Below are 25,214 nucleotides of genomic sequence, written 5' to 3'. Positions count from 1 at the left end.
TTGTGGTTCCGGTTTGTAGCCTATTTCGGGCTGCAAACCGGCCACTATCTACCTTGGCCAGTCCAACCGGCAGACACCAGGCTCATCAGCCGCCGACCAGTTCCAACAATTGTTGCAGACTGAATTCGACGACCTGCCGCCGCACTGCCTGACGGTTTCCGGCAAATAACTTTCTGGCCCAGCATCCGGCCTCGCCTCGCCGTTGCCAGGCGACGAACACCGTGCCAACCGGCTTTTCACTCGAACCACCGTCCGGCCCAGCGATGCCGGTGACCGCCAATACCAGTTCCGCATCACTATGCGCCAAAGCGCCCGCGGCCATTTCCAGCGCCGTTTCGCTACTGACCGCACCGACACTCTCCAACGTGGTTTGCCTGACGCCAAGCATATCGACTTTGGCTTGGTTACTGTAAGTGACGAAGCCGCGGTCGAACCAGTGGGAACTACCCGGTATATCGGTGACCGCGCTGGCGATGCCGCCGCCAGTGCAGGACTCGGCCAAGGCCAGGCGGAGATTAAGATTTTTTAGGCGGCTACCGAGCGTCTCGGCGAGGCGATAACTGGCGTTATGCTTCATTGTCTAATCAAATGAAACGGCATCGTGAAGATGTATTGCAGCGCACGATTGATTATCCAGCGCTGCAATACAAAGAGGGCTTATTTCGGCAGCTTATTGATTTCAGAGACATTCTCAAAATCGGCGCCAACGCTGATGATGAAGCTGGTCACTTGTTCGATGCTCATCTCCGATTTAATCACTTTCGATTCGTGGACAATCACCGCAAAACCCGAGGTGGGGTTAGGAGAAGTCGGCACAAACAATACATAACGATCTTCGGTTTTATTGGTGACGTAGGCCGGCACCCAAATGCCTTCCTTCGGGTACTCGATGTAGACCACCTCGCGCGGCTCCTGCAACTGATGGCCGGCGATCATATTCACCAGTTTCTTGGTGACGCGATAAATGGTACTTAACAGCGGAATGCGTTCGATCAGATGCTCGAACATCGCAATGATGGAAAATCGGCCCATACTGACCCGATGCCCGACATAAGTAATAGTCGCGAAACTGGCGGCAAACAATAGAAATGTCACCAGATAATTATCCGAATAGCCGTAAACAAATTGAAACAAATCGGTTAGCCGGTCTTTTACGAACAGCACGATTTGCACAATCACCATAATCGGAATGAACGCTAAAACGCCGATCAAGGTGTGATTAAGGATTTTCTTCATGACGCGCCTACCTTTTTAGTTATAGTTGTAAGGAATATAGGTTTTATCAGAGTTATGCCGGTTAAGGAAGTGCCGATGCAATCAACGCTTCCGGAACAGCGATCACTATGCTCAAAGTGAAATTCTAAACAGCCAGCGTGTGGAAACCACCATCAATGGCAACAGCAAACCGGCTAGCCACAACAATACCGTTAACGTGGCTTGACTGGCACTGGCATCCCAAATCGTCAGCGAGCTATTCAAAGAGATATTGGACGGCGCCAGAAACGGAAACATCGAAACACCCAGCGTCAGCACTGTCATCGTCACCGTCACCGAACTAGCCAATAGGGCCCAATAGCCGCGATCGAATTTAGACAAAACAAGCGCCGCAATCCCGCCGACAAAAACCAATGCCGGTATTGCCCACAAGCTGGGCGCGTGCTCGTAATTATCCAGCCACAATCCATCGCCGCGTTTAACGAATTTGGTCAAGGGATTGGAAACGCCATCCGGTATGATTTCTGTCGTAACGTGATAGCCTTCCAGATGGGTGATCCACAATCCAGCCATTGCGAACAGTATCAAAAACGCAGCGCCGGCCGGCAATGCCAGCGCCTTACCGCGTAGACGAATCTCGTCATCGCCGTGCAGTTGCAGGTAGATAGCGCCATGGCTAGCCAGCAAAGCCAGGCAAGTCGCGGCGACCAGCAAGGCAAATGGATTGAATAATCCGGCAAAATTGCCCAGAAACGCGATATGCATATCGCTACTGAGATGAAACGGAAAGCCTTTCAACAGATTACCCGCCAGCAAACCCAGCAGCACTGCCGGCAGCAAACCGCTGACATATAGGGCTTTATCCCAGTTTTTCAGAAAATCGGCACCGCTAATGCTGTTTCTAAAATAAAACCCCGCTGGCCGCACGAATAACGCCAGCAACACTAACAGCAGCAACATCTGAAAACTGGCAAACGCCGCCGCGTAGACCGTCGGCCAGCCGACAAACAACACAACGACAGTCGCTGCCAGCCAGGTCTGATTGCCGGCGCTCAGCGGAGCCAGCCTGGCGATAATCACGCGGCGTTGCGCTTCCGTGGCGTTCAGCAACGGCAACAGCATGCTGATTCCCAATTCCAGACCACCGCTGAGGGCAAAGCTGATCAGGAACAAACCCAGCAAGCCCCAACAAAGCAATCGCAGTATTTCATAATCAAGCATCGCCGCTCTCCTCCGCCAGCAACAAACTACCGGCGCAACCGCGCCTGACAAATTTCACGATTAAAACCAGCGCCAAAGCCGACAGCCCGGTATAAGCCACACCATAAGCCGCCATACTGACGATCAAGTCGGTTTCGCTGCGGGTCGAAACGCCGACCCAGGTCGGCAATATGTCGGCGACTATCCACGGCTGTCGGCCGAATTCAGAAATAAACCAACCGCTGCCGCTGGCCAGCCAAGGTAAAGGCCAGGCATAGAGGCTGGATTTGAGCAACCAGGAACTGCGCCAACCGGCGATGGTCGCCGCGCTGGCCAATAAAAACGCCAACAGACACAATACGCCGCTAACGACCATAACTTTGTAGCCCCAAAACAGCGGCGCCGCCGGCGACACACTGGTCAGCGCGGCCTGCTCGATCTGCGCCGGTTTAGCATCGACCACACTATCCTGCCAACGTTTCAACAACAAGGCATAACCCAGATCGGCCTTGGCGGCGGCAAATACCGCCAGTAACGACGCGTCCTTTTTATCGTCGCGCAATTCTTGCAACATTGAATAGGCTCGCAAGCCATTGTCGATACGCTGGCGATTTTGTTCCAGAATATCGTCGTTCGGCAATCCACTGATGGCCGCCAGTTTCGTGCGCGGCATCGTGCCGGGCGCATAAATACTGGCATCGCCTAGCGCCACCGTCGCGATGACCGCCCAAAAACCGACGGCGGCGGCTATCCGGTAAGAATGTTGAGCCAGCTGAGTTTCGCGCTGTTTGAGCAGATAGTAAGCGCTGATCGCCAAGACAAAACCGGCGGCGGTGACGTAACTAGCCAACAGACTGTGGACGAATTTGGCCAGAGCGACCGGATTGCATAACAGTAAATTCAGATCGGTTAATTCCATCCGCATCGATTGGGCATTAAATTCCGCACCCACCGGGTTTTGCATCCAACCACTCGCAATAAGGAAGCCGAACCAGCTCAGATGGCAACCGATGCTAACCAACCAAGTGACGGAAAGATGCGCGCCCTTACCTAAACGTCGCCAGCCGAACAATAGCCAGCCCACTCCATTGGCGGCTAGAAATAAGCCGGCCAGCCCAATCAATAAAGGCAAGGCAAACACATCGCCGACATAATGCGAGAAATAAGACCAATTGCCGCCGAATTGAACCGCCATCGCCAGACTCGATGCGATACTCAAGCCAAAACCGATCGCAAACAACCGCCCCCAAAACTGGGTCATTTGTTTATAAACGGCTTGTCCGCTCAGCAAAAACCAGGATTCCATCAACGCCAGGAATAGCGACAATCCCAAAGTCAGTGGCACAAACAAAAAATGCTGCACGGCATTTATCGCGTACTGCGCACGCGACAATTCAACAACCGTTTCGGAAATCATTCCCACCTCTTGGCCAAGATCAAAATGCGGGCAATTATAGAGTTATCTGCTTGTTTGTCTGCGAATTTTATCGACCAGCTCTCATTAAATTCCCATTAAATAACCAGTGAATATAAAGGACTAATCTACAATTCTTTCCTTGACGATCCGCCTGGCAAAACTTTATGCGCCTGAAACCGTTCAGTATTACAGGACTAAAAATCATTGGTTTGGCATTGCTTTACGCAGTACTGGCCAAGCTGGTGCTGACTTTTTTTTCCGACAGGGGTAATGTCACGCTGATTTGGTTTCCCGCCGGACTGGGTCTGGCGGCCTTTCTATTGGGCGGTCCGCGCTATTGGTTAGGGGTATTCCTGGGCGCATTTGCTTCCGGCATACTGGTCGGCGATTCCTGGCTAATCTCCGCCGGTATTGCCGCCGGGAATACTTTGGAGTCTTGGCTGGGCGCCTGGTTGCTACTCGGCAATCCGGGGTTTTCAATCAATTTACGCCATCCTCGCGATTTTGTTTGGCTGGCGATTACCGGCATGATCACGGCTTGTTTCAGCGCACTGATCGGCCCGATGACCTTGCTGTTGAACCATTACCTGACGCTGGAAACGCTTTTGCCCGGCATGTTGCGCTGGTGGATGGCAGATATGTTCGGCATCAGCTTGGTGACGCCATTGATTCTGGTATGGCGCAAATGGCCGGCCGATTGGTTTTTGCCCAAACGCATACCAGAGACCCTACTCTTCCTCGCCCTGAGCTTCCTCAACGGCCAGACCATTTTTTTGGGCTGGTTTTCTGAACTGTTAGGTAATTATGCCCGGGCTTATTGGGCCTTTCTGTTTATACTCTGGGCGGCGGTGCGCTTCGGCCGTCACGGCGTGCTGTTATTGATTGCAATGACAGCGATCCAGTCGCTGTGGGGCTTGGAACATCTGGCCGGCTATTTTGCCGCCGAACAGATACAACGCGGATTAGTAAACATTTGGTTATATTTAACGATCCTCACCAGTGTCGGAATTCCTCTGGCTTTGCTGCTATTCGACCGCGAACAAACTACCCGCGCGCTACAAAAAAGTGAAACTCGGCTGAAATTTGCGCTGGAAACCATCAACACCGGCGCCTGGGATCTAGAGTTACAGAATCATTCCGCACAGCGTACCGTCCTTCATGATCGTATATTCGGTTACAGCAGTTTGTTGCCGGAATGGACTTACCATACCTTCATTGGCCATGTGATACCGGCACATCGGGACATGGTCGATACCAGCTTCCGAGAAGCCTGCGCCACGCAACGCAACTGGGATTTTGAATGCCAGATTCGCCGGATCGATGGCGAAATCCGTTGGATTCGCGCCGCCGGCTGCTATCAGCCGGATCATCCCCCGCGTATGACAGGCATTGTTCAAGATGTTACCGAACAGAAGCTGGCGGAAGAAGACCGCCAATTGGCCATGCTGTTTTACCAGAATTGCAGCGAAGCGATGATGATTACCGATGCGGGCGCCACCATCGTCTCTGTCAACCCGGCGTTCAGCAGAATCACCGGTTACGACCCCGCGGACGCCATCGGCAAAAATGCCCGCCTGCTGTCTTCGGGGCGTCACGACACCGCGTTTTTCCAAACCATGTGGCAATCCATCGACGACAGCGGCCAATGGCGCGGCGAGATTTGGAATCGCCGAAAAAACGGCGAGCTATATGTCGAGCAACTCAGCATCGATACCATTTTCGACAGTAACGGCTTGCCGTTGCGCCGGATTGGCTTGTTTTTCGATATTACCCAGCGCAAATTAAGCGAAGAGCAACTCTGGAAACAGGCTAATTTCGATCCCTTGACCGGCATCGGCAATCGGCGCATGTTTTACGACAGGCTGGATCAGGAAATCAAGAAAGCTCACCGTAGCGGTTATTTTTTAGCCTTGCTGATTATCGACATCGATCGGTTCAAGGATATTAACGATAGACTAGGTTATGCCAATGGCGACAGCATTTTGCAGGAAGCGGCACAAAGAGTTCTGCGCAGCGTGAGAGAAACAGATGTAGTAGCGCGGTTGGATGGTGTCGAATTTGCAATCGTGCTGACCGAATTGGAAAGAACCGACGGTATAGAACGCATCGCCAAACTGATTATCCAAAAACTGGGCGAACCGTTTGTGGTGCAAGAAGAGATGGCCGAACTGAGTTGCCGCATCGGTATCGCCGTATGCCCCGACAACGCCAACGAAACCATCCCACTACAACAAGCGGCGATGGATGCCGTTAAGCATTGCGGCATTCACAGCTATATTTTTGCCAGCCCGTCGGCGCCACCTCTCTGAGCCTTAACAAATCCGTTGCCGTGGGAACACGCAGCGAAAGCGGCTACCCTTGCCAAGCTGGCTTTCGATTTCCAGCTTGGCATCATGCCTGACCAACACATGTTTGACGATGGCCAAGCCCAAGCCGGTACCGGCTATCTTCTGGTTGCGTTTTACTTCGGCGCGATAAAAACGTTCGGTAATCCTGGGAATATCGGTACTGGAGATGCCTTCGCCAAAATCCTCCACTTCAAAACACACGCTACCGTCGGCCTGCTCGCGCCAACTGACTTTAACCGGCGAATCAGGTGGCGAGTATTTCATCGCGTTGAGTAGTAGGTTACTAAACGCGCTACGCAACTCTTCCATATCGCCACGTAGATCGATATTACTGCCGACAACCAGTTCGACCCGGCGCTCGTCCCTTTCCAGCAAGTCGCTTTCCTGACAAACCTGCCCCAGCAATTCCGGAATTTTGACGCATTCAAATTTTTTGGCTTTGCTTTCCAGGCGCGCCAACAACAGTAAATCGTCGATCAACATTTTCATGCGCTCGGTTTGCGCCGCCATGTTCTGAAAAGAACGCGTATAGGGACTGGTACCGCCGTCCATCTCTTGCAGGGTTTCCAGATAGCCGCGCAGCACGGTGATAGGCGTGCGTAATTCGTGCGACACGTTGGCGACGAAATCGGTGCGCATCCGTTCAATGTTCTTTTGATGGGTAATATCCTGAGCCATCAACAAACGCAGACCAGCGCCGTAAGGCACGATACCGATTTGCAAAAAGATGTTTTCGTTCACCGGCGAGGGAATACAGATTTTCTGCTGGTAATCCTGGTCTTTCAGGTAGTGAATAAACACGGGATGGCGCACCAGATTGGGGATGCGCTGACCAATGTCGGATTTTTTCAATCCCAAAAAGTCGTGGGCGACTTTGTTGCTCCACTCGATCTCGCCGTAACTGTTCAACACCACGATCGCATCCGGCAAGGCGCTGGTCGATTTACGAAAGCTATCCAGCATCTTGCCGAGCTTCTTCTTCCGGCGCTTCTGGCTTTTGCGGATCTTATACAGGTGGTAATAGATCTCGCCCCAAATGCCTTTAAAGTCCGGCCGCTTACCGACGCCGCCGAGGCTTAGCCATCTTTCCAGCTTGTTGATGCTAACGATCTGCTTGACGTACAGGAATAAGGTGATAAGCAACAAAAACAGCGTTAAATGACCGACAAAAATACTCAGCAAGACCGCCGGTATTAATAAAGCAATCGCAATGCTGATTTCTCGCCGCCAACCCTGCATATACGATCAGTTTGCCATCGAAAAGCGGTAACCGAAGCCGCGTACGGTCTGGATCAATTCTTCCCGGCCATAAGCCGCCAAAATCTTGCGCAAGCGGCGGATATGCACATCGACGGTGCGCTCCTCGATGTAAACGCTACGCCCCCAGACCTGGTCCAGCAAATGGGTGCGGCTGTAGACTTTATCGGGATTGGTCATGAAGAATTGCATCAATCTGAATTCGGTGGGACTCACTTCCAGACTGCGGCCGGCGATGCTCAACTTGTGCTGCTCGGCGTCCAGGGTCAGATCGCCGACGCTAAGCTGGCCGGATTCCGACAACTTACCGCTGCGGCGCATCACTGCCTTGATCCGGGCGATGAGTTCCTTCGGCGAAAACGGCTTGGTCACATAATCGTCCGCGCCGATTTCCAGCCCGCGAATTTTGTCTTCTTCCTCGCCGCGCGCAGTCAGCAGAATGATGGGTAAATCCTTGTAGCCGGGTTCGTTTTTCAGGCGTCTGGCCAATTCCACGCCGCTGATCCCCGGCAGCATCCAGTCTAATAAAATCAGATCCACCATATTATCGGCCAGGCTTTCCATTGCCTGCTCGGCGCTACCGACAGCCACCACATTCAGCGCCGCCTGCTCCAACACCATGACCAGCATCTCCCTGATGGCTTCTTCGTCTTCCACAACCAGGATATTCAAGTTCGACATAATCATCTGTAGTCTAAGGTCCAATGATACGGCTAATTTAGCAGCGATATATTACCTGTTTGTGACAAAAAAAACCGGCCGAAGCCGATATTACCGGCCAGGGCCAGCAGACTTGGTCAGCCGATTTTCACCACTGCTCTCGCCGACCGGCGCCGCGAAAGCGTCGGCAATCAAGGCCTCGACGTTACCGCCGGTTAATGCTTTTAAGAACGCCACCAAGTCGGCGACATCCTGGTCAGACAAGCCTAGCGGCTTGATCGACGGCGACAGATTTTCGTTGGCGACGCCACCCTGGTTATAAAACCGCACCACCTCTTCCAAAGTCGACAGCGAGCCGTTGTGCATATAGGGCGCGCTGAGCGCCACATTGCGTAGCGACGGAGTTTTGTAGGCCCAGCGGTCGGCCGGATTTTGTGAGATTTCGTAATAACCCAGGTCGTTGGGTTTCTGGGTATTCAGGCCTTTGAGATTTTCGCGGTCCACATCCAGAACCACGCCGGGCGCGACTTGCAGTTTTTGTTTGTCCGGCGCCTTTTGCATTGCCTCGGCATAACCGATGCCAGTGTTGTGGCGCTTTTGATCGCTGAATAAGGCCGACTTTTCATTGACGCTGTGGCAGGTGCTGCAGCCGGCCTTGCCGATAAACAACTCGTGACCCCGTTTGGCTTGATCAGTCAACGCCTCTTTTTGCTTACCGAAATACCAACGGTCGAACGGCGAGTTGGCCGAATTCAACGTGCGTTGATAACTGGCCAAGGCCTGGCCGATGGTTTCCATGGTCGGGCCTTTGTTGAAGGTTTTCTCGAACAGGCCGCGATAATCGGCGCTGGCTCTGATTTTATCGATCACATAAGCGATGGACGGATTGGCCATCTCGTTATGCGCCAGCAGCGGCCCCCAAACCTGCTGTTCCAGCCTGTTCTCACGGCCGTCGTGAAACAGCAATTGCGCGTAACCGGCGTTATACAGCGAAGGACTGTTGCGTCGCACGCTGCGGCCCTCGATGCCCACCGCCGTCGCCATTTCGTTATTGCTGAAACCTTGTTCCGGAATATGGCAAATCGCGCAGGAAAAGGTGTTATTCAGCGACAAACGACGGTCGTAAAACAGCTTACGGCCCAACGCGATCTTGGCCGGCGTCAACGGATTATCCTTGGGTACCGGCAATTTTGGCAGTCCCAACAGCGGCGTTTGAGCGAAGGTTATCAAGTTGGCCGGCTTGCCCAGCCGTTGTTCCAGCGCCAACGAACGGGTCTGGTAATCGGCTTGCTGATAGTTTTGTTTATTGTCACCGGCTTGATACAGCATTTCGGCCTGAGCCACTTGCGGCACTGCTTGCGGTTTGTTGTCTGCCAACAGGGTAAGCACATCGTTGATCAGCGTGTCGGCATGCAGGAAATCGACACTGTAGATATTGCGGACGTTTTTGTCCTTGTCGACCAGATACACCCGCAGCAAATGCGAAAAAGTGCCGGTGAATTGGCCCTTGTCGTCGTAGATTTTTTGGATGTTTTGCTGATAGCCATCCAATATCGGCTGCAAAGCTTGTTCATCACGAGTCGTCAAAAACTGCCAGTCGAATTCGCCGGTTTTAAAGCCTTCGCCATAATGGCGCATCATTTCCGGCGTATCGTTAGTCGGGTTGAAGCTCAGCGTCAATAATCTTAGTTTGTCGGCCAGTTCCGGTTGTTTCTGTAACTGTCGGCTGATCTTGTGCAGCACCTGCGTCGCCAGCGGGCAGCCGTTGACGTCGCTGCAGGCAGCGTAGATGAAGCTTAGCAACACCAACTTGTCGCCCATAAGGTCGTGGAGGTGTTTGGGTTGGTTGTCGCTGGTCAGCACTTCGCCGTTTGCCGCCGGACCGATTACCGGCAGGGTGTAGCTGCCGGGTTTAGCGGGATTAAAAGGTAGATTGGTATAGCCGGGGGCTAGGGGTTTGGGGTCTTGGGCTTGGGCAATCGCGTGAATTATCGTTAAAAGAATGCCGAAAAGAAGAGAGTTTTTCATGGTAACGGTTACTCTTTGTTATTGCTGATCACCCAAATGCCAGTCGCTCAACTCCCTCTCCTGCTGGAGAGGGTTGGGGTGAGGAGATATTTAGTGTCGCTATCGCGACGGGTGTTTTAAAGTCGGTTCTCGGACCGACGACCGAGATACTTTCGCTACAAAAACCATCCCTGGTTTTCGCCCTTCGGGCCAGCCTATCGGCTGTTCAAATTCGCTCCAGGCGAATTTGTGCTCTGCCAAAAGAAAGTATCCAAAGAAAAGGCGCCCCGGATGCCGCTTGAATCACTCGGCACATCCCTGTGCCGAGCCCTTTGGGTGCTACGCATGCAAATCGGCTATCCTGCCGATTTGTCCTGCGCTCCGAAACTTTTATCGAGGGCCGGCAGAAGGGGCTTCCCAGCCTCTCCGCCGCCGTGCGGCATCCTTGCCGAACCCCTTCGGGCTATTCCGCTCAAAAGCTCCGGCGCTCGGCGCGGTATACGGGAGAAAATCATCCTGGACTTTGAAAACTAATTGGTATTCCAAATAATGCTGTGAGATTTTTCCCAATCAGTGCAACTAGCAGCCATCGGCCAATTTGCGGCGTTCAAAAGATTTCAGCGCTTGGCGGCTAATAACATAAGCTGCCTTTCAACGTAGAGCTAAGGGGCGCGCAGGAAAGCGGGAGCGTCGCTTTGAGCGCCGTGTTATATGTCAGGTTCACTTAGGAAACACCCGGTATGCGATTACTGCACCGAGAATGGACAACAAACCCCACAAACCATAGAACACCGCTACAGCGCGAGTTCCGTCATCCTCTCCGGATAACTGCTCAATTTGAGATCGAAGCAAGAGAGTCCCTAGCCATACGGCGAACGTGCCAGCAAAGGCGCCGAGCCACATCAGCACCAAGCGGCGCTTATTCCTCGAACTCACATAGCCGATCCACGCCCCAAGAATCAAGAACGTGGGACACACTCCGAATAAGAAATAGGCAGCACGTCTTGAAAAATCATCTTCGCCGCCAGGAGATGGGAATCGAACTCCAATGCCCTGAGAGTTTGAGAGCCACACGAGCAGTCCACAAATACCAAGCCCCAGCAGGGCAGAACCGACGATGGTCGCTACTTTGTTCATGGGATTGGCCAAAAAAGAACCCTCGAAGCACCTCGAAAATCTGACCACACCCCATCCCACCCTACCCCAAGATGGACGCGAAACCAGCTTGAATATGCAGTCATACGCGATCCGTTCCATAGGTCGATGTGGTCGCCCGTACGCGTTGAATCAGTTTCGCCTTCGCGTTGCCAATAATTGGCAAGAAAGATGATGCCGGTGCGGCTGCTAACCTTTTCAAAAGCATCTTTTCCTGCGTGCGTCTCTGGATTCGGACAACCCTGAAATCGATTGGGGCCAAGCCAACTCGCCAACTCTTGTGCGCCGGCAACCATCCCTCCATTCGCGGAACCGCAAGGACATCTTTTTCCGCTAAACGAAGCAAACGAGATTCCAGATTTCTCAAGCGCGCACCCCACTCGCATCGCACACTGATTTGAATATCCTTTCGGTGGCTTACCCGTTTTCGGATCGAGGCAAGGATACTCGTCCGGATAGTTCTGCCATATGGTTTCAAACTTTACGATTGCCACGTTTAGTTCTCTCTCAATGTTGGTTGGTCTACTGGATGCTCATGACACATAACAAGTAATTCGATAGTTTCTGTAGATCATCCCTGATCGACTCATTCTAGACAAAAGACTAAGTGATTTTCCACTGAATGCTAACTGTATATCTTCCAATATAGGCTGATATACCGTTTCGTTTTATCTAACGAACGTCAGTTGCTTGCCACGAACCAGCCTATCAAACAACTTCTGTCAGGCGGCTCAAGGTCGACTACGGCTAGTCGCGCAAATTGCTAAAAATCATCTCCTAATTTCTGGCGAGTTACTTCCAAATTTGGTAGAGGGTTATCTCCCGTATGCCGCGCCGAGCACCCGCTGGGCTCGGCACAGGCATGTGCCGAGTGATTCACGCGGCATGCGGGCGTCTTTTCTTTCGATACTTTCTTTTGGCAAAACACAAATTCGGCTGGAGCGAATTTGAACAGCCGATAGGCTGGCCCGCAGGGCGAAAACCAGGAATGGTCGTAGCGAAAGTATCTCGGCTGTCGGGCCGAGACCCGACATTAAATCAAGCCGTCGCGACAGCGACACCAACTATCCTTGCCCCGCACTGCCTATAACTTCTCCGCCAACCAAATCATTGGTACACATCCCTGCGATGCCCAATTTTGATGACTTGGATGATCAAGCGGCTATCCAAAACCGAATACACCACACGATAATCGCTTACTCGAATTCGATAACTATGTTCGGTACCGACCAGTATTTTACAACCGTTAGGACGTGGATTATCAACAAGCCCTCTGATTTGAGCCACGACTTTTTCGGCAACCGGTTTGGGCAATTGCGATAGTTCCTTTTGAGCGCTGCGTTTAATTTCGATGAGATAGGCCGTCATAAGCCTATATCTTTGAGTGCCACCTCAAAAGGAATGGTAGGTTCATCTTTACGTTCAGCAATCGCGGCTAAATCTTCCAAATCATCCATAAGCTCTTGATAATCAGCCAGCGCCAGGATCACTGCTGTTTTTTGGCCATTAGCATCGGTTATAAACTGAGGTTGAGCATTCATGACACATTCTCCAAGGCTTGATAGATAAATGACCGACACACTTTTAAACCATTATCCAAGATAATACCCGATACCCTGTGACCTTTGAAAACACAAAGGCCACAGGTATACAGCAAAAAAGCGTTATAGCAGCATTATGGCGCTTTACTATACAAAGCATACGCCCCAAACCGCATTTGATGCGCCCTCCCCAGCTTTTCCTTGTTGAAATCAATCGAGAACTGTTCGGTCAGCTTACTGCCATCCCAGCTATACGCCTTGAAGAACTGCTCGTTGTCCACGCCCTTCTTGTCCCAATTGGCCAGCAGCGAAGAGGTGTAATACAAGCGCTTGCCGTCCCAGCTCGACGACACCATGTTGACCTGGGCGCCGATTTTTTGCTCGAACACCTGTTTGGGATGGAACGGGTCGCTGATGTCGAAACGGCGAGTCATGCCGTCCATGAAGGTGTTGACCCACAGGGTTTTATCGTCGCTGGAAATGGAGATGTCCACCGGCAGCGGGATTTTGGCCGGCTCGCCGATGTCCGCGACGTCTTTCGCTTGCCATTCACCCTTGTCATCTTGGTGTATCAACCAGATTTTCGAGGTCAATGCGGTGCTGGTGAAACAGTAATTATGTTCATCCGCCCAGGCGCAGCGAATTTCCAACGGCGCGCCGGGTACGTCGAAGACTTTTTTTGGCTGGCGGCTGTGTAAATCCCATTGCACGACGGTGTTGCCAAAGCGCTTCATCGCTTCCGGATCGGCCAGCATCTTGCCGAAGTCCATCATGTAATTCGACCAACCGGTGAACGACGAGGTCAGCATCAGGTTTTTGCGCGGCAACACCCGCACGTCGTAGTTATAGCCGTCGGCGTATTTGCCGGATTTGATCGCCCCTTCCAGGTTGCTGTCGGTCGGCAGCCAGTAGGTGGCGATGTAATCGCCGGCGTTGCTGTATTCCACCAACGCGGTGCGGCCGCCGTGGTCCTTGTTATTGGACAGGCCGGTGATGATCATCCGGCCCGGCAAGGCGTACAAACTGTGCGGGCCGACCACGCCGCCGCTCTTGGCGACGAAATCGGTGATGGTCTTGGTCAGCTTGGGCTTGGCCGGGTCGGTCGCCACGTCGAAAATGAAAATCTTGTTGGTATCCAGCCCGCCGGCCCACAGAAATTTACGGTCGTCGGTAAAGTCGGAATGGTGGGCTTCATTACGGCCGCCGACCGACAGGCTGCCGATGACTTTGCCGTATTTTGCTGACTTGGGATTAACGTCGACGGTGACCAGCTTGTCCTGCTCGTCGCCGACGCCTTCCGCGCCCAAGGTCCAGATGTAAACGAAATCCTCTTGCCCCGTGATTTTCGCCATGTACGGCGAGGCGCAGGTTTCGTCGGCGTTGGCCGACAGGCTGGCGGTGCCGAGCAGCAGCGCGGCGGTAAAGGTGCTGAGTTTAAATGTCATGGTGCTCTCTCCCCTGGTTGTTGTTATCGTTCCCACGCTCCAGCGTGGGAATGCATGTTGAACCGCTCCAGCGGTTCAGGACGCCGGAGCGTCCCTGACCCGGTTCCAACGCCGGAGCGTGGGAACCATAAAGTAACCATGAACCGTCATCAATCGCCCGTGGTCGGGTCAATGGTCGTGGTGATTTGTTCGATGCGATTGGCCGGAAAACCGCCTTGCTCGGCGTGTTCGCGAATTGCTTGTTCGCTATCGGCAATATACACGCAATAGATCTTATCGCCGGTGACATAACTGTGCAGCCATTGGATGCGCGGCCCCATGTTGCGCAGCACGCCGCAGGATTTTTGGGAAATGCCTTGCAATTCGGCCTGAGTCAGTTGACCGGCGCCGGGAATCTCGCGTTCGATGATGTACTTGGGCATGATGATCTCCTAATAAATGACCGGTCGTCTAATTTACCGGCGTTAAAAAATGCTGCCGGGTGGGCAGCGGTTATTTAGTTAAGTGTAGGATGTGCCGACGCTAGGAGGCGCATCTGTCGCGATCGATGCACTTCGTTGCATTCAGGACATCTACGCCCCAAATTCGAGTTTGGATCGGTAAATAACTCGTAGATGTCCGCTACCAATAGCCTCTTGCTTGATATCGAAACAACCAGACGCCTGCATCAAATCTGTAAGTTTTTTATATCCCCATCTTTCTTCTAGATGAGCGATTTCTCCGGGCAGAAGTTGGTGAATCTGTTGAACTGCAGAACTTAAATATGTCCACCCGTCGTTTCTTGGCTTTTGAATGGATATCTCAAGTAATAACCGAACGATTTGGCTTTGCTGAAGCATACTTAGCATAAGCTCCTTTTTCCCTTGATCCGAACTCAAAAAATCCGCAAATTCAATCAGGCTCTCACCTAGAGACTTCAGATAATTAAATTCCTTAATCTGCCGTTCTCTCTGACGATCTAGATAATCATTTAGCTCCAAACAACTCTCAAGCGAGTCCTGATTAAACTTAGGAAGTAACTGATGAATTAATTCATTTCTCTCTTCTACCAACAACTTCAATTCCAGCCTTTTTTCTTCATAAAACTCGCTATCAGCCTCAACAAAAAAAGAAAATGACATATATGGGTCTTTAGGCTTTGCGTCAGGAACCGATGACTCCGATGATTTATCAAAAGTATTTTCGACAAACTCCCCGACCAATGTGCCTAGAGTTTTTTTATTTGCCAAAGACTTCCTCGATTCCAAAAGCTGACTCAACGCACTCTTGTACCCAGATAAATTTCCTCGAACGATCAGATGTTTAAGCATCTGTTCAATTTTCTGGAAGTTGACTACATTCCTACCAATCTTTCGAAAAACCTCATCGCGAATAGTATTAATATCTGGCTCTTGTTCCATGAAAAACTCGAATCAAGCCCTAAAATAATCATCCAACAAATCCCGACAAACCGCCTGCAACGGGCACCACCGATGCTCAATTTTCATTCTTAACAACGCGCCCTGCCAGCCATCCAACACCAAATCCGCGACATCATTTTCTAGAATTCCAATAATTAGGCTGTTTTCGCAAATGCATCACCGCCAAAATCTCCAATTTTCCGGCTTTTTCCCGGAACACTAACGCATATGGAAAATGCAATATCCGGCATTTACGAGTTTCATCATCTAACTTTCGATACAACATGGGATTGCTACAAACCCTGTGGATGGCATCGTCCACCGCCTCGATAAAACGCTTTTCCAAACCCGCTTGTTGTTTTTGATAAAACAATATTGCTTGCACCAGCTCCTCGCGGGCCTGAGGATGCAGGAAATATTTCATAAAAAGCGCTGTCTTAGCTCCGCCATGACTTGTTCGCCGTCCAACAGCAGCGCCGAATTGGCGTCTATTTCCTTGCAACGCTTTTGAATTTCTTGCCGCCACTCCTCGGAAACCGGAAAGTCCTCATCATAATCCAGGCTTTCGATCAGTATCTCCGCAATATACGCTCTTGCGGCGGGAGCCAGTTTTAAAGCCTGTTCGGTTATCGTTTGCGCATCCATAAATCACCTCCAATTTAACGCTAGCATGCGATAAGGCAGGAACTCAATCAAGCCCGAAAATAATCATCCAACAAATCCCGGCAAACCGCCTGCAATGGCTCCACCGACTGCTCGACCTTCATCCGCAGCAACGCGCCCTGCCAGCCGTTCAGCATCAAATCCGCCATGCTTTTCGCCGAGCGGTCCAGCCTTACTGAACCTTGCTTTTGTCCGCGCTCCAACGCTGCTTGCTGCAAGGCACTGTATCGACCCACCGCATCCAGCAAAGCATCGCGGCATAATGGACTGGTATCGCCAATCTCGCCCATCAAATTTCCCAGCAAACAGCCGCCCTTGAACCCGCTTTGCGCTACTTCGCCGATCAGTTCCAGGTAGTAAGCTTTCAGCGCCGCTAGGCCGTCCAGTTCCGGGTTTTGCAAATGCCCGGACAAGCGCAGGATAAATGGCTCGATGTAATGGTGGATGGCCTCGGCGGCGAATTGTTCCTTGCTGTTGAAGTAGCTATAAAACGAGCCTTTCGGAATCCGCACCGTATCCAGGATCTCTTTCAAGCCGGTGGCGTGATAGCCTTTTTCCAGCAGCAAGCTCACACCTTGCTCGAGGAGCTTGTCCTTTTTGATCTGTTTGGGTGCCAGCTTCGCCATGGGCCGCATTATGCGACCGGTCGTCTTTCTTTGTAAATAAGTTTTTTCTAATTTTTTAAAATAAGTGCGTGCCGGGGTCAGCCAGGCCAGGCAAATACCCCACGAAACGTGCCAAAACACTAGCCTGCAAGCATTTGTCGGCAAGATTTTTCCGTCCCGATATGCTATTTTGCATACCTTGTTCTTCATTCTCACTCAACTAGCAACATGAGCATAAAATCAGACCGATGGATTCGCCGCATGTCCGAACAGCACGGCATGATCGAGCCGTTTCAGGCCGGGCAAGTCCGTGAATCCGCGCAAGGCCGCATCATTTCCTATGGCACCTCCAGTTACGGCTACGACGTGCGCTGCTCCAACGAATTTAAAATCTTCACCAACATCAATTCCACCATCGTCGATCCGAAAGACTTCGACGAAGGCAGCTTCGTCGATGTGAAATCGGACGTTTGCATCATTCCACCCAATTCCTTTGCGTTGGCCCGCACCGTCGAATATTTCCGGATTCCGCGCGACGTGCTGGTGGTTTGCCTGGGTAAATCGACTTACGCCCGCTGCGGCATCATCGTCAATGTCACCCCTTTGGAACCAGAATGGGAAGGCCATGTGACCTTGGAATTCTCCAATACCACCCCTCTGCCGGCCAAAATCTACGCCAACGAAGGTGTGGCGCAAATGCTGTTTTTCGGCGGCGACGAAGTCTGCGAAACCTCCTACCGAGACCGCGGCGGTAAATATCAAGGCCAAACCGGAGTCACCCTACCGAAAGCCTGAGTGCCCGATTGTCTAAAACGCCAAAATACTCCATAGAGACTGATGCCGAGCAGCCGAACCGATACGCTTAACCAGTATTACCAACAAGTCCAGGACATTATCCTCAACCGCCAGGACTGGATCAGCGGCCTGTTACCGGCCAGCACCGCCGTCACCAAGCACGGCAATTACACCGACGCCTGGGTGCGGGACAATGTCTACAGTATTTTGGCGGCCTGGGGCCTGGCGCTGGCTTATCGCAAGGTCGAAGGCCAGCAGGAACGCACATATCTGCTGGAACAAAGCGTCGTCAAACTGATGCGCGGCTTGTTGACCGCAATGATGCGCCAAGCGGCAAAAGTCGAGAAATTCAAGCATACCCAAGACCCCCTGGACGCGTTGCACGCCAAGTACAACACTCAGACCGGCGAAGTGGTGGTCGCGGACCACGAATGGGGCCATTTGCAACTGGACGCCACCTCGCTGTTCTTGCTGATGCTGGCGCAGATGACTGCCTCCGGCTTGCGGATCGTGTTCGGCATCGACGAAGTCAATTTTGTGCAGAATCTGGTGCATTATGTCAGCCGCGCCTATCGCACCCCGGATTACGGCATCTGGGAGCGCGGCAATAAAATGAATCACGGCCAGGCCGAGCTTAACGCCAGCTCGATCGGTATGGCCAAGGCCGCGCTGGAAGCCATGTCGGGTTGCAATTTGTTCGGCAAGGATGGGGGTCAAGCGGCGATCATTCATGTGATCAGCGACGACATCGCCCGCACCCGCATCACGTTGGAGTCGCTGTTGCCGCGCGAATCGATTTCCAAGGAAGTCGATTCGGCCGTACTCAGCATCACCGGCTTTCCGGCCTTCGCGGTCGACGACCGGGCCTTGCGTGAAAAAACCGAGACCTTGATCGTCGAAAAGCTACAAGGCCGCTACGGCTGCAAACGATTTTTGCTGGACGGCCATCAGACCGTGATCGAAGACCACCAGCGCCTGCATTACGAACCGCACGAACTGAAACAGTTCATGGATATCGAATGCGAATGGCCGCTATTTTTCTGCTACTTATTATTGAACAAACTGTTCGCTGGCGATCAGGACGGCGTCTGGGACTATCGCCGCCGCCTGGAAGACCTGCTGGTCGAGCAAAACGGCCAGTGGCTGCTGCCGGAACTGTACATCGTCCCGGAAAACGCTATCGCCGCCGAAAAACGCCATCCACACAGCCAAACCCGCGTCGCCAATGAAAACGTGCCGCTGGTCTGGGCGCAGAGCTTGTATATACTGAGCTGCTTGCTACAAGACGACCTGATTACGCTGGATGACATCGATCCACTAGGCCGTTACCAAACAACGCGTTTATATCCCAACTCCACGCTGCAAATCGCCTTGCTGGCCGAAGATGAAGCCGTGCAGCAAGACTTGCGCAATCTGGGCGTGCCCTCACAGACACTGGTGGAGATCGCGCCGATTCAGGTCCGCGACGCCAGCGAACTGGCCGCCGCTTATGCCCAGGTCGGCCGTAACGACCGCATCGGCCTCAGCGGCAGGCCGCTACGGCAATTGCGCAGCTTGGCGACCTCCAAGTTGTATCTGCTGGCCGGCGAACCCTTGCTGTTCCTACCGCAATTCATGAGCCAGAAAGGGTTCTACATCGCGATGGACAATCAATTATTGATCCAGCGCTTGCGGATGGAGCTGACCTATATCAGCCACCATTGGAATAACCCGGCCGCCCCCTTGCTGGCCATCAATATCAAACAAAACATGCTGCGTAGCGAGGATAGACAGGTGTTGCTGGAATTTATCGCGCAAATCCGGCAAGGCGCGGTACAAGGCATAGGGGTCACATTGGGGCTGCTGACCGACTTCGCCCAGACCGCTTGCCAAGAAAAAATCGGTTATCTGCACGATTTCAAATTCTCGGAGGCCTGCTGGGAAGAAAGCGAAAGGCCGTTCTCTAGCCTGCTCGCGGACAACGACGCGAACCCACAAGCGCTGGATAGCTTTTTATTGACCGAATGGGAGCTTGGCGACGATGCGGTGCTGATCGAACAACTACAGCACAACCCAAACTTGTATGCGCAACTGGAGGCGCTATGCCTGCTCAGCCAACGCCACGGCCTGGATCACGATACCGGCCTGCGCAACGGCGACGATACGCCTTGCCTGGTGCGGAATTTACTGGAGGAAGTCTACGCTCGCGCCGGCGACCGCCACCTCTGGTACATCGTTCGCCGTTGCGCCGGCTTACTGGGCAAGTACGACATCAATCTGGAACAGGCCGCCACGGAAATCCTAGTACGCCAGCACGGCCTGACGGTCGGACGCGCTTACAGCGGTAAAGCCACGCTGCGGCGCCCGGCCGATTCGTCGGAGATTCTGCAAACCATCCGCACCTTCAACCCCAACGACAGCAGCCAGCAAATCATCATCCAGGAGCTGATCATTTACCTGGGCATGCTGATCAAACTGAAGCCCGAGTTGTTTGCCGATATGCACACGATACGGGTCGGCCACATTTTGCAACTGATCATCGCCAGGGAAAAACGGGTCAGCAGCAGTTCGCTGGATCAGGCCTTCAACGATATTTTGTCCCTGCCGCCGCATCGGCTGGCGCTGAAGGTGCAAGAAACCCTGGAAGATTACGGCAACAGCCAAAACCAACTGGGCCAGGTGGAAACCCTCAATTACGAAGGTCCGCATCGCGATCTGGCCGCGGCGCGTTTTCCCGGCGAGATGGACCCGAAGGATCGGGGCGGCGCCGAGGACTGGTATGCCTGGCGCGAACAGCAGGGCAGCGTCGGCCGCGAGAACGAGGCGTTTTTCGGCGGCATCTGGGACTTGCTGCATCACTGCAAGGGCTTGATGATCGGCGAGAAGTACAATGCCAAGCGCCGTATCGATAGCGAAATCATGCTGGCGCAAATGACCGCCGGCGAACAAACCTTCCGGCTGCACATCAACCATATTCTCGACAAAATTCAGGCGCCGGTGTATCGTCAATTGAGCGTCGAAGCGCTGTGGGCGCTAGCCTACATCGTCCGCGACAATCCGGAATTGTATATCGACGACACACTGGTGACCGACATTCTGATCGGCCACGCGGTCCGGCTCTGCTGGCTGCAATCCCACCCGCATTACCGGGACCGTTACGAAGAATGTGTGTCGCTGGCCTGGCAAGCCTTTTACCAACTACCGCCGCACGCGGTCGCCAACGGCATCCTCGATGCCTTGATTCACCTGCTCAGCAACACAACACCAACCTCGTGAGGACGCATATGATTCTAGCCGGCGATATTGGCGGAACCAAAACGGTTCTGGCCTTAATCGACAGACAAGCCGACGGCTCGCTGAGCTGTATCCGCGAACAAACCTTTGCCAGCGGCGAGTTTCAGACCTTCGAGGAAATTCTGGGTCTATTCCTGAACGGCGGCCCGGCCGTGGCATCGGCTTGTTTCGGTGTGGCCGGACCAGTGGTGAAGCAGCGCTGCCAAACCACTAACCTGCCTTGGCTGCTGGACGGCGAACAACTGCAGGCCCAGCTCGGCACCCAACGCGTCAGACTGCTGAACGATCTGGAGGCGATGGCGATCGGCATGCTGTACTTGCAGGAACAGGATTTTATCGAGCTCAACCCCGGCGCCGAACCGCAAACCGGCAATATCGCGGTGATCGCCGCCGGCACCGGACTGGGCGAAGCGATGTTGTACTGGGACGGCGACAAATATCACCCGATCGCCACCGAAGGCGGCCATAGCGATTTCGCGCCGCAAAACCAACTGCAGGACCAGTTGCTGGCTTATCTGCGCCGGCAGTTTCCCGCACATGTCAGCTGCGAACGATTGTTGTCCGGCAACGGTTTCAGCCATCTCTACGATTTTTTAGTCGAAAACCGCTTCGCGCCGCCCTGCCCGGCGGTGCCGGATGCGACTTCCGATATAGAAGTGGATCGCAATGCCTTGATTTCTCGGCTGGGTATCGACGGCGAAGACGCCTTGTGCCTGGAAGTTGTACGGCTGTTCGCCGAATTGTACGGCGCCGAAGCCGGCAATCTGGCTCTGAAAACATTCTCTATCGGCGGCGTGTTTATCGGCGGCGGCATCGGTCCGAAAATCCGTTCCGTGCTGGAGTCTGGCGAATTCCTGCAAGCCTTCACCGCCAAAGGCCGGTTTCAACCGTTACTATCCAGAATGTCGGTGAAATTGGCATTGAACCCGCGCACCCCTTTGATTGGCGCGATGCATTATTTCGACTCGCAGTAACCCGCATATGCTGGTGTGAACACCTCAATATCCGATCCCAAATTGCGAGAAAACATCAAACAATCGAAACCACCTGCCAGCGTAGATTGCTTAGAGCAGCGGGGTGATTACGGCCAAGAAAATTTAACGTTTGTACGAACGGATCAATTTAGCAATCCGGCCGAAGCGTTATTGAAAAAATGTGGGGATGCAGGAAGCGGACAATGGCACAAGCCATTAAAAAAGAAGCCACCGGAAACTTTAGCTTACCGGTGGCTGACGTTATCAACCCAATGTGGATTGATTCAACGCGCCCTTAGTGAGCTGCGCTGTAAACTTTCATCATTTCTTTGTAAAGATCCAGAGTAGCTTTCAAACTAACTGAGGCATTGGCGTCGCCTTTTTCGATCTCATCGCGGGCAACTTTCAGTTTGTCACCGGCTTTTTGACGCAAACGCTCGGTTTGCTCATAACGGAACTCTTTTTGCGACTGACGAACATCGCCCAGAGCTTTCAAAGTGCCTTCTTTGTCGCCTTTTTCTAACAAACTTACAGCTTCCTCTACTTTGGCAACGGTAGCTTCACCGGCTGCACGAACTTTAGCGTCGCCAGCACTGTTTGCATTAGCGGATGTGGAAACCAATGCCGCGGCGATCACCAAAAATGAAGCCAAGGTTTTTTTTACTGTGTTCATACAAATCCTATCAATTGATATTTAAGTGTTTTTTTAAACCACATTAAAATTACAAATTTATGACTGTATATTTTAATCCGGTTGCTTGCTCAAAGCTTTTTCATACTATCATAGATTTTGAAAATAACACCGAAACCGAAAAAAATAGCTTAATTACCACAAAAATAGAGCGGTATAAATTATTGCGCCGCCAACCTGGCAATATGTTGAATAAAATTGGATTCGTTGACAAAAGTAATATCGTACATTTTCGTCAATCCCAACACCTGCTCGTCGCTAACGCCCAACACCAGTAACAAGAAGTTTTCCTTCTCGATATCCAGCCGACGCCGCATTTTGCTGTACTTCTCGATGAAGGGGCGGAACTCTCCGGATTTGCATTCGATAAATACCGGAATCCGGCTATTAATCAGAAAAAACACATCCACTTCATATTTATCTTCATTGGCAAACTGAATATTAAAACTGCGTAGACAGGAAAAAAGCCGCTTGCTTTCGTAAAAATGTTTTAGCAATTTCATAAATACATACCATTCCAACCATTCTCCATTAAAAAAGCCGACGATGGCCGGCATGGTTTGTAAGGTTAAATGCACTCTTTTTTCGTTTTTATTATAAAAATATTTAGCGACAAACGAGAATTCGTATAAGTTTTTACAAAAACCGGTAATCGTTTTAATTTGATTTTGACTGTAGTCATTTAAATTTAATACTACTGAGGTATAGTTACTGCTCTTAAAGAAAGTATTGTCACTAACCTGCATATTGACATTCTGGGTGTCTGAAAAAAGATTTCACGACATGCGGGAGTTTTTGTAAGCGATGCATGGCGGATTGGACGAGTTTCTTTAATTCAATTTTATTTTCTGGCATTTGCTTGGCGACGCGCGGTTTGATATAGCCCCAGACCTGTTCGTCCGGATTCAGTTGTGGCGCATATGGCGGCAGAAAGGCCAACTGCAACCGGCCTTGCTGTTGTTCCACAAACGTTTTGACGATCTTGGCCTTGTGAATCGGATGGCCATCGACGACCAGTATGATCGGCTGTTCGGCACCGCGCAGCAGACGTTTCAGGAATTCGATAAACACGTCGGCGGTGACGTTGCCTTCCTGGACCATAAAGCGAAAATCGCCCCGCGCACTGACCGCAGAGATCAGATTCAAACCGTATCGCCGCCCGGTCGCCTTCACGGTCGGCGTCCGACCGACCGGCGCCCAGGTGGTGCCTGCATGAAAGTCGGAGCGCACGCCGGCTTCGTCGGCAAAATAAATCACAGCACCCGTGCGTTTGGCTTCGGCTTTCAAGGCAGGAAACTCGTCGGCCTGCCATTTTTCCACCAAGACTGGGTCCTGCTGCCAAGCCCGATACAAGGGCTTTTGCGGGGTAAACCCCAGCAACCGCATGATCCGTCCCACACTCGGCGCGGTCAGGCGTTTGCCAAACTGGCGATAGATGACTTCCCCGATTAGCGACAAGGTCCACAAGCCAAATTCCAGTCTCATTTGCCAGGGTGTTTTGTCCCGCACGGTCTCGGCGATCCAGCGCATTTCGTCGGGCGTCACCAGCGGTGGGCGGCCCGTAATCTTCTTGGCCAGCAGGGCATTTTGACCGCCGGTTGCAAAGTCGGACAACCACCGAAACACCGTGCGAATGTTGACGCCCATCGCTGCCGCCACACTGGCCGCCGTCTGCCCATTTTTCACCGCTTTGACCGCCTGCTGTCGCATCACTTGCAGAGTATGGTGATCAATTTCCCGGCCGTCTGAATCTCGTTTACATTTCATGGAAATATTATCTCATGAATATGGCTTAACTTATTTTAAGAGCAGTATTTCTTTGGGTTTTTCTGATTTTATCTAAAACTTCTTGCAACACCTGGAACTGATCGCCCAGCTCGACGGCGACTTCATCGTAAAAGCCCTGCGTATCCAAGGCGTTATGGTTAACTTCGACCTTAATATTTTTGCGCTCGAACCAGCTAATAATCGGCTTGTATTGCATGCTGTTGCTCATCACCGCAGTATTGTGCAAATCCACCTCTTCGTCTTTGCCCAATATAATCTCGGGACCGCGAGCTTCCGAGGCGGGAACGCTCGCCTGTTCCAACTCGCGATATTTACCCAACAATACCCCGTATTTATCGATGAGTTTTTTCACAAATGCCACGGTATCGTGAATCGCCGAAGCCTGTTCGCAAACCGGACATTTAACCGTTTTGCCCACATGTTCGTTCGGGACTTCCCGTAAATAAGCGCAATTGTTGCAACGAAGAATTGCCATAAAGCTTCCTTGATTATTTTTGACGGTAACTGATTTTATTTAAGCTCGATTCGGCCACGTCGATGCTGCCGCTTACGGATTCAAGAGAAAAATCGCGATCTTGAATGGGACGATAAACCAGATCGGCGCCAGCCGTAGTCTAACGGATACCGGGCTTATCAATGTCATAAATCGCCCGCTCCGGCCTGCAATTGTAGACATGCCTGCACAGACCTGAAATCACAACCGCTGCTAAAAAACCTATCCGATTGATATTAAAATAAAAAATCCACAACACCCCCACATCCCGAATCTGGATCGAAATT

25 protein-coding genes are annotated in these 25,214 nt (G+C 52.1%); 4 read left to right on the top strand and 21 right to left on the bottom strand.

Features of this window, described 5'->3' with window-relative positions; translation table 11 throughout:
• Window positions 1–85: 85 nt before the first annotated feature.
• The 4 genes from QZJ86_RS03320 to QZJ86_RS03305 form a co-directional block, all read right to left on the bottom strand.
• The gene (locus tag QZJ86_RS03320) at window positions 86–577 is read right to left on the bottom strand and encodes a CinA family protein (RefSeq protein WP_301936405.1); all 492 of its coding nucleotides are present in this window, start codon (window positions 575–577) and stop codon (window positions 86–88) included.
• Window positions 578–657: 80 nt separating this feature from the next.
• Window positions 658–1,236, bottom strand: coding sequence for a DUF502 domain-containing protein (locus QZJ86_RS03315; RefSeq protein ID WP_301936403.1), 579 nt, complete (start codon window positions 1,234–1,236; stop codon window positions 658–660).
• A gap of 111 nt (window positions 1,237–1,347) precedes the next feature.
• Window positions 1,348–2,436, bottom strand: a complete 1,089-nt coding sequence (cydB, locus tag QZJ86_RS03310) for a cytochrome d ubiquinol oxidase subunit II (protein WP_301936401.1) — start codon at window positions 2,434–2,436, stop codon at window positions 1,348–1,350.
• A complete protein-coding gene (locus QZJ86_RS03305) occupies window positions 2,429–3,832 on the bottom strand; it encodes a cytochrome ubiquinol oxidase subunit I (protein ID WP_301936399.1) in 1,404 nt (467 codons plus the stop codon). Before QZJ86_RS03305 ends, cydB begins: the two co-directional genes overlap by 8 nt.
• 164 nt (window positions 3,833–3,996) lie before the next feature.
• Here QZJ86_RS03305 and QZJ86_RS03300 point away from each other — a divergent pair, with 164 nt between their 5' ends.
• Complete coding sequence (locus QZJ86_RS03300) at window positions 3,997–6,141, top strand: MASE1 domain-containing protein (protein ID WP_301936396.1); 2,145 nt, start codon at window positions 3,997–3,999, stop codon at window positions 6,139–6,141.
• Between the two features lie 3 nt (window positions 6,142–6,144).
• Here the strand turns inward: QZJ86_RS03300 and phoR are convergent, their stop codons facing one another.
• The 13 genes from phoR to QZJ86_RS03235 all read right to left on the bottom strand — a co-directional run bounded on the left by phoR (window position 6,145) and on the right by QZJ86_RS03235 (window position 16,934).
• Window positions 6,145–7,419 carry a phosphate regulon sensor histidine kinase PhoR gene (gene phoR, locus QZJ86_RS03295; protein ID WP_301936394.1) on the bottom strand — a complete coding sequence of 425 codons (1,275 nt, stop codon included), beginning with the start codon at window positions 7,417–7,419 and terminating at the stop codon, window positions 6,145–6,147.
• A gap of 6 nt (window positions 7,420–7,425) precedes the next feature.
• Window positions 7,426–8,118, bottom strand: a complete 693-nt coding sequence (phoB, locus tag QZJ86_RS03290) for a phosphate regulon transcriptional regulator PhoB (RefSeq protein WP_301936392.1) — start codon at window positions 8,116–8,118, stop codon at window positions 7,426–7,428.
• A gap of 90 nt (window positions 8,119–8,208) precedes the next feature.
• On the bottom strand, window positions 8,209–10,125 hold the full coding sequence (locus QZJ86_RS03285; RefSeq protein WP_301936390.1) for a cytochrome c peroxidase: 1,917 nt from the start codon (window positions 10,123–10,125) through the stop codon (window positions 8,209–8,211).
• Between the two features lie 699 nt (window positions 10,126–10,824).
• Window positions 10,825–11,241, bottom strand: coding sequence for a hypothetical protein (locus QZJ86_RS03280; protein WP_301936388.1), 417 nt, complete (start codon window positions 11,239–11,241; stop codon window positions 10,825–10,827).
• Window positions 11,238–11,753 carry a type VI secretion system amidase effector protein Tae4 gene (locus QZJ86_RS21550; RefSeq protein ID WP_407081637.1) on the bottom strand — a complete coding sequence of 172 codons (516 nt, stop codon included), beginning with the start codon at window positions 11,751–11,753 and terminating at the stop codon, window positions 11,238–11,240. The genes QZJ86_RS03280 and QZJ86_RS21550 overlap by 4 nt, the downstream gene beginning before the upstream one ends.
• Window positions 11,754–12,366: 613 nt before the next feature.
• On the bottom strand, window positions 12,367–12,627 hold the full coding sequence (locus tag QZJ86_RS03275) for a type II toxin-antitoxin system RelE family toxin (protein WP_301936387.1): 261 nt from the start codon (window positions 12,625–12,627) through the stop codon (window positions 12,367–12,369).
• Window positions 12,624–12,800, bottom strand: coding sequence for a hypothetical protein (locus tag QZJ86_RS03270; protein ID WP_301936386.1), 177 nt, complete (start codon window positions 12,798–12,800; stop codon window positions 12,624–12,626). Before QZJ86_RS03270 ends, QZJ86_RS03275 begins: the two co-directional genes overlap by 4 nt.
• A gap of 134 nt (window positions 12,801–12,934) precedes the next feature.
• Window positions 12,935–14,245, bottom strand: a complete 1,311-nt coding sequence (mtoX, locus tag QZJ86_RS03265; RefSeq protein WP_301936383.1) for a methanethiol oxidase — start codon at window positions 14,243–14,245, stop codon at window positions 12,935–12,937.
• Window positions 14,246–14,394: 149 nt separating this feature from the next.
• On the bottom strand, window positions 14,395–14,667 hold the full coding sequence (locus QZJ86_RS03260; RefSeq protein ID WP_301936381.1) for a DUF4242 domain-containing protein: 273 nt from the start codon (window positions 14,665–14,667) through the stop codon (window positions 14,395–14,397).
• A 150-nt stretch (window positions 14,668–14,817) separates the two neighbouring features.
• The gene (locus QZJ86_RS03255) at window positions 14,818–15,645 is read right to left on the bottom strand and encodes an OST-HTH/LOTUS domain-containing protein (RefSeq protein WP_301936379.1); all 828 of its coding nucleotides are present in this window, start codon (window positions 15,643–15,645) and stop codon (window positions 14,818–14,820) included.
• Window positions 15,646–15,778: 133 nt separating this feature from the next.
• Entirely contained in the window at window positions 15,779–16,069 is a 291-nt protein-coding gene (locus QZJ86_RS03245) for a type II toxin-antitoxin system RelE/ParE family toxin (protein WP_301936377.1), read from the bottom strand.
• Complete coding sequence (locus tag QZJ86_RS03240) at window positions 16,066–16,290, bottom strand: addiction module protein (protein ID WP_301936376.1); 225 nt, start codon at window positions 16,288–16,290, stop codon at window positions 16,066–16,068. Before QZJ86_RS03240 ends, QZJ86_RS03245 begins: the two co-directional genes overlap by 4 nt.
• 47 nt (window positions 16,291–16,337) lie before the next feature.
• Complete coding sequence (locus tag QZJ86_RS03235; protein WP_301936375.1) at window positions 16,338–16,934, bottom strand: TetR/AcrR family transcriptional regulator; 597 nt, start codon at window positions 16,932–16,934, stop codon at window positions 16,338–16,340.
• Window positions 16,935–17,141: 207 nt separating this feature from the next.
• Here QZJ86_RS03235 and dcd point away from each other — a divergent pair, with 207 nt between their 5' ends.
• From dcd to glk, 3 genes are read left to right on the top strand one after another with little or no spacing between them, the layout of a single operon-like run.
• A complete protein-coding gene (gene dcd, locus QZJ86_RS03230; RefSeq protein WP_301936373.1) occupies window positions 17,142–17,708 on the top strand; it encodes a dCTP deaminase in 567 nt (188 codons plus the stop codon).
• A gap of 42 nt (window positions 17,709–17,750) precedes the next feature.
• On the top strand, window positions 17,751–20,963 hold the full coding sequence (locus QZJ86_RS03225) for a glycoside hydrolase family 15 protein (protein WP_301936372.1): 3,213 nt from the start codon (window positions 17,751–17,753) through the stop codon (window positions 20,961–20,963).
• Between the two features lie 8 nt (window positions 20,964–20,971).
• On the top strand, window positions 20,972–21,955 hold the full coding sequence (gene glk / locus QZJ86_RS03220; RefSeq protein ID WP_301936371.1) for a glucokinase: 984 nt from the start codon (window positions 20,972–20,974) through the stop codon (window positions 21,953–21,955).
• Window positions 21,956–22,250: 295 nt separating this feature from the next.
• On the opposite strand, the gene QZJ86_RS03215 is transcribed toward glk, so the two are convergent.
• From QZJ86_RS03215 to QZJ86_RS03200, 4 genes are all read right to left on the bottom strand, one after another.
• The gene (locus tag QZJ86_RS03215) at window positions 22,251–22,628 is read right to left on the bottom strand and encodes a hypothetical protein (protein WP_301936370.1); all 378 of its coding nucleotides are present in this window, start codon (window positions 22,626–22,628) and stop codon (window positions 22,251–22,253) included.
• A 179-nt stretch (window positions 22,629–22,807) separates the two neighbouring features.
• Complete coding sequence (locus tag QZJ86_RS03210; protein ID WP_301936368.1) at window positions 22,808–23,224, bottom strand: hypothetical protein; 417 nt, start codon at window positions 23,222–23,224, stop codon at window positions 22,808–22,810.
• A gap of 157 nt (window positions 23,225–23,381) precedes the next feature.
• Window positions 23,382–24,413 carry an IS630 family transposase gene (locus tag QZJ86_RS03205; RefSeq protein ID WP_301671563.1) on the bottom strand — a complete coding sequence of 344 codons (1,032 nt, stop codon included), beginning with the start codon at window positions 24,411–24,413 and terminating at the stop codon, window positions 23,382–23,384.
• Window positions 24,414–24,438: 25 nt separating this feature from the next.
• A complete protein-coding gene (locus tag QZJ86_RS03200) occupies window positions 24,439–24,909 on the bottom strand; it encodes a hypothetical protein (RefSeq protein ID WP_301936367.1) in 471 nt (156 codons plus the stop codon).
• Between the last annotated feature and the right edge of the window lie 305 nt (window positions 24,910–25,214).

The sequence above is a fragment of the Methylomonas montana genome, from assembly GCF_030490285.1.
In the GTDB taxonomy this organism is placed as follows: domain Bacteria; phylum Pseudomonadota; class Gammaproteobacteria; order Methylococcales; family Methylomonadaceae; genus Methylomonas; species Methylomonas montana.
Note: the sequence above shows the minus strand (reverse complement) of the source record. Positions and strands in the feature narration are given on the sequence as shown.

Coding starts and splice junctions, on each gene's coding strand:
- QZJ86_RS03320 (WP_301936405.1), bottom strand. CDS start 577: ATGAAGCATAACGCCAGTTATCGCCTCGCCGAGACGCTCGGTAGCCGC.
- QZJ86_RS03315 (WP_301936403.1), bottom strand. CDS start 1,236: ATGAAGAAAATCCTTAATCACACCTTGATCGGCGTTTTAGCGTTCATT.
- cydB (WP_301936401.1), bottom strand. CDS start 2,436: ATGCTTGATTATGAAATACTGCGATTGCTTTGTTGGGGCTTGCTGGGT.
- QZJ86_RS03305 (WP_301936399.1), bottom strand. CDS start 3,832: ATGATTTCCGAAACGGTTGTTGAATTGTCGCGTGCGCAGTACGCGATA.
- QZJ86_RS03300 (WP_301936396.1), top strand. CDS start 3,997: ATGCGCCTGAAACCGTTCAGTATTACAGGACTAAAAATCATTGGTTTG.
- phoR (WP_301936394.1), bottom strand. CDS start 7,419: ATGCAGGGTTGGCGGCGAGAAATCAGCATTGCGATTGCTTTATTAATA.
- phoB (WP_301936392.1), bottom strand. CDS start 8,118: ATGTCGAACTTGAATATCCTGGTTGTGGAAGACGAAGAAGCCATCAGG.
- QZJ86_RS03285 (WP_301936390.1), bottom strand. CDS start 10,125: ATGAAAAACTCTCTTCTTTTCGGCATTCTTTTAACGATAATTCACGCG.
- QZJ86_RS03280 (WP_301936388.1), bottom strand. CDS start 11,241: ATGAACAAAGTAGCGACCATCGTCGGTTCTGCCCTGCTGGGGCTTGGT.
- QZJ86_RS03275 (WP_301936387.1), bottom strand. CDS start 12,627: ATGACGGCCTATCTCATCGAAATTAAACGCAGCGCTCAAAAGGAACTA.
- QZJ86_RS03270 (WP_301936386.1), bottom strand. CDS start 12,800: ATGAATGCTCAACCTCAGTTTATAACCGATGCTAATGGCCAAAAAACA.
- mtoX (WP_301936383.1), bottom strand. CDS start 14,245: ATGACATTTAAACTCAGCACCTTTACCGCCGCGCTGCTGCTCGGCACC.
- QZJ86_RS03260 (WP_301936381.1), bottom strand. CDS start 14,667: ATGCCCAAGTACATCATCGAACGCGAGATTCCCGGCGCCGGTCAACTG.
- QZJ86_RS03255 (WP_301936379.1), bottom strand. CDS start 15,645: ATGGAACAAGAGCCAGATATTAATACTATTCGCGATGAGGTTTTTCGA.
- QZJ86_RS03245 (WP_301936377.1), bottom strand. CDS start 16,069: ATGAAATATTTCCTGCATCCTCAGGCCCGCGAGGAGCTGGTGCAAGCA.
- QZJ86_RS03240 (WP_301936376.1), bottom strand. CDS start 16,290: ATGGATGCGCAAACGATAACCGAACAGGCTTTAAAACTGGCTCCCGCC.
- QZJ86_RS03235 (WP_301936375.1), bottom strand. CDS start 16,934: ATGGCGAAGCTGGCACCCAAACAGATCAAAAAGGACAAGCTCCTCGAG.
- dcd (WP_301936373.1), top strand. CDS start 17,142: ATGAGCATAAAATCAGACCGATGGATTCGCCGCATGTCCGAACAGCAC.
- QZJ86_RS03225 (WP_301936372.1), top strand. CDS start 17,751: ATGCCGAGCAGCCGAACCGATACGCTTAACCAGTATTACCAACAAGTC.
- glk (WP_301936371.1), top strand. CDS start 20,972: ATGATTCTAGCCGGCGATATTGGCGGAACCAAAACGGTTCTGGCCTTA.
- QZJ86_RS03215 (WP_301936370.1), bottom strand. CDS start 22,628: ATGAACACAGTAAAAAAAACCTTGGCTTCATTTTTGGTGATCGCCGCG.
- QZJ86_RS03205 (WP_301671563.1), bottom strand. CDS start 24,413: ATGAAATGTAAACGAGATTCAGACGGCCGGGAAATTGATCACCATACT.
- QZJ86_RS03200 (WP_301936367.1), bottom strand. CDS start 24,909: ATGGCAATTCTTCGTTGCAACAATTGCGCTTATTTACGGGAAGTCCCG.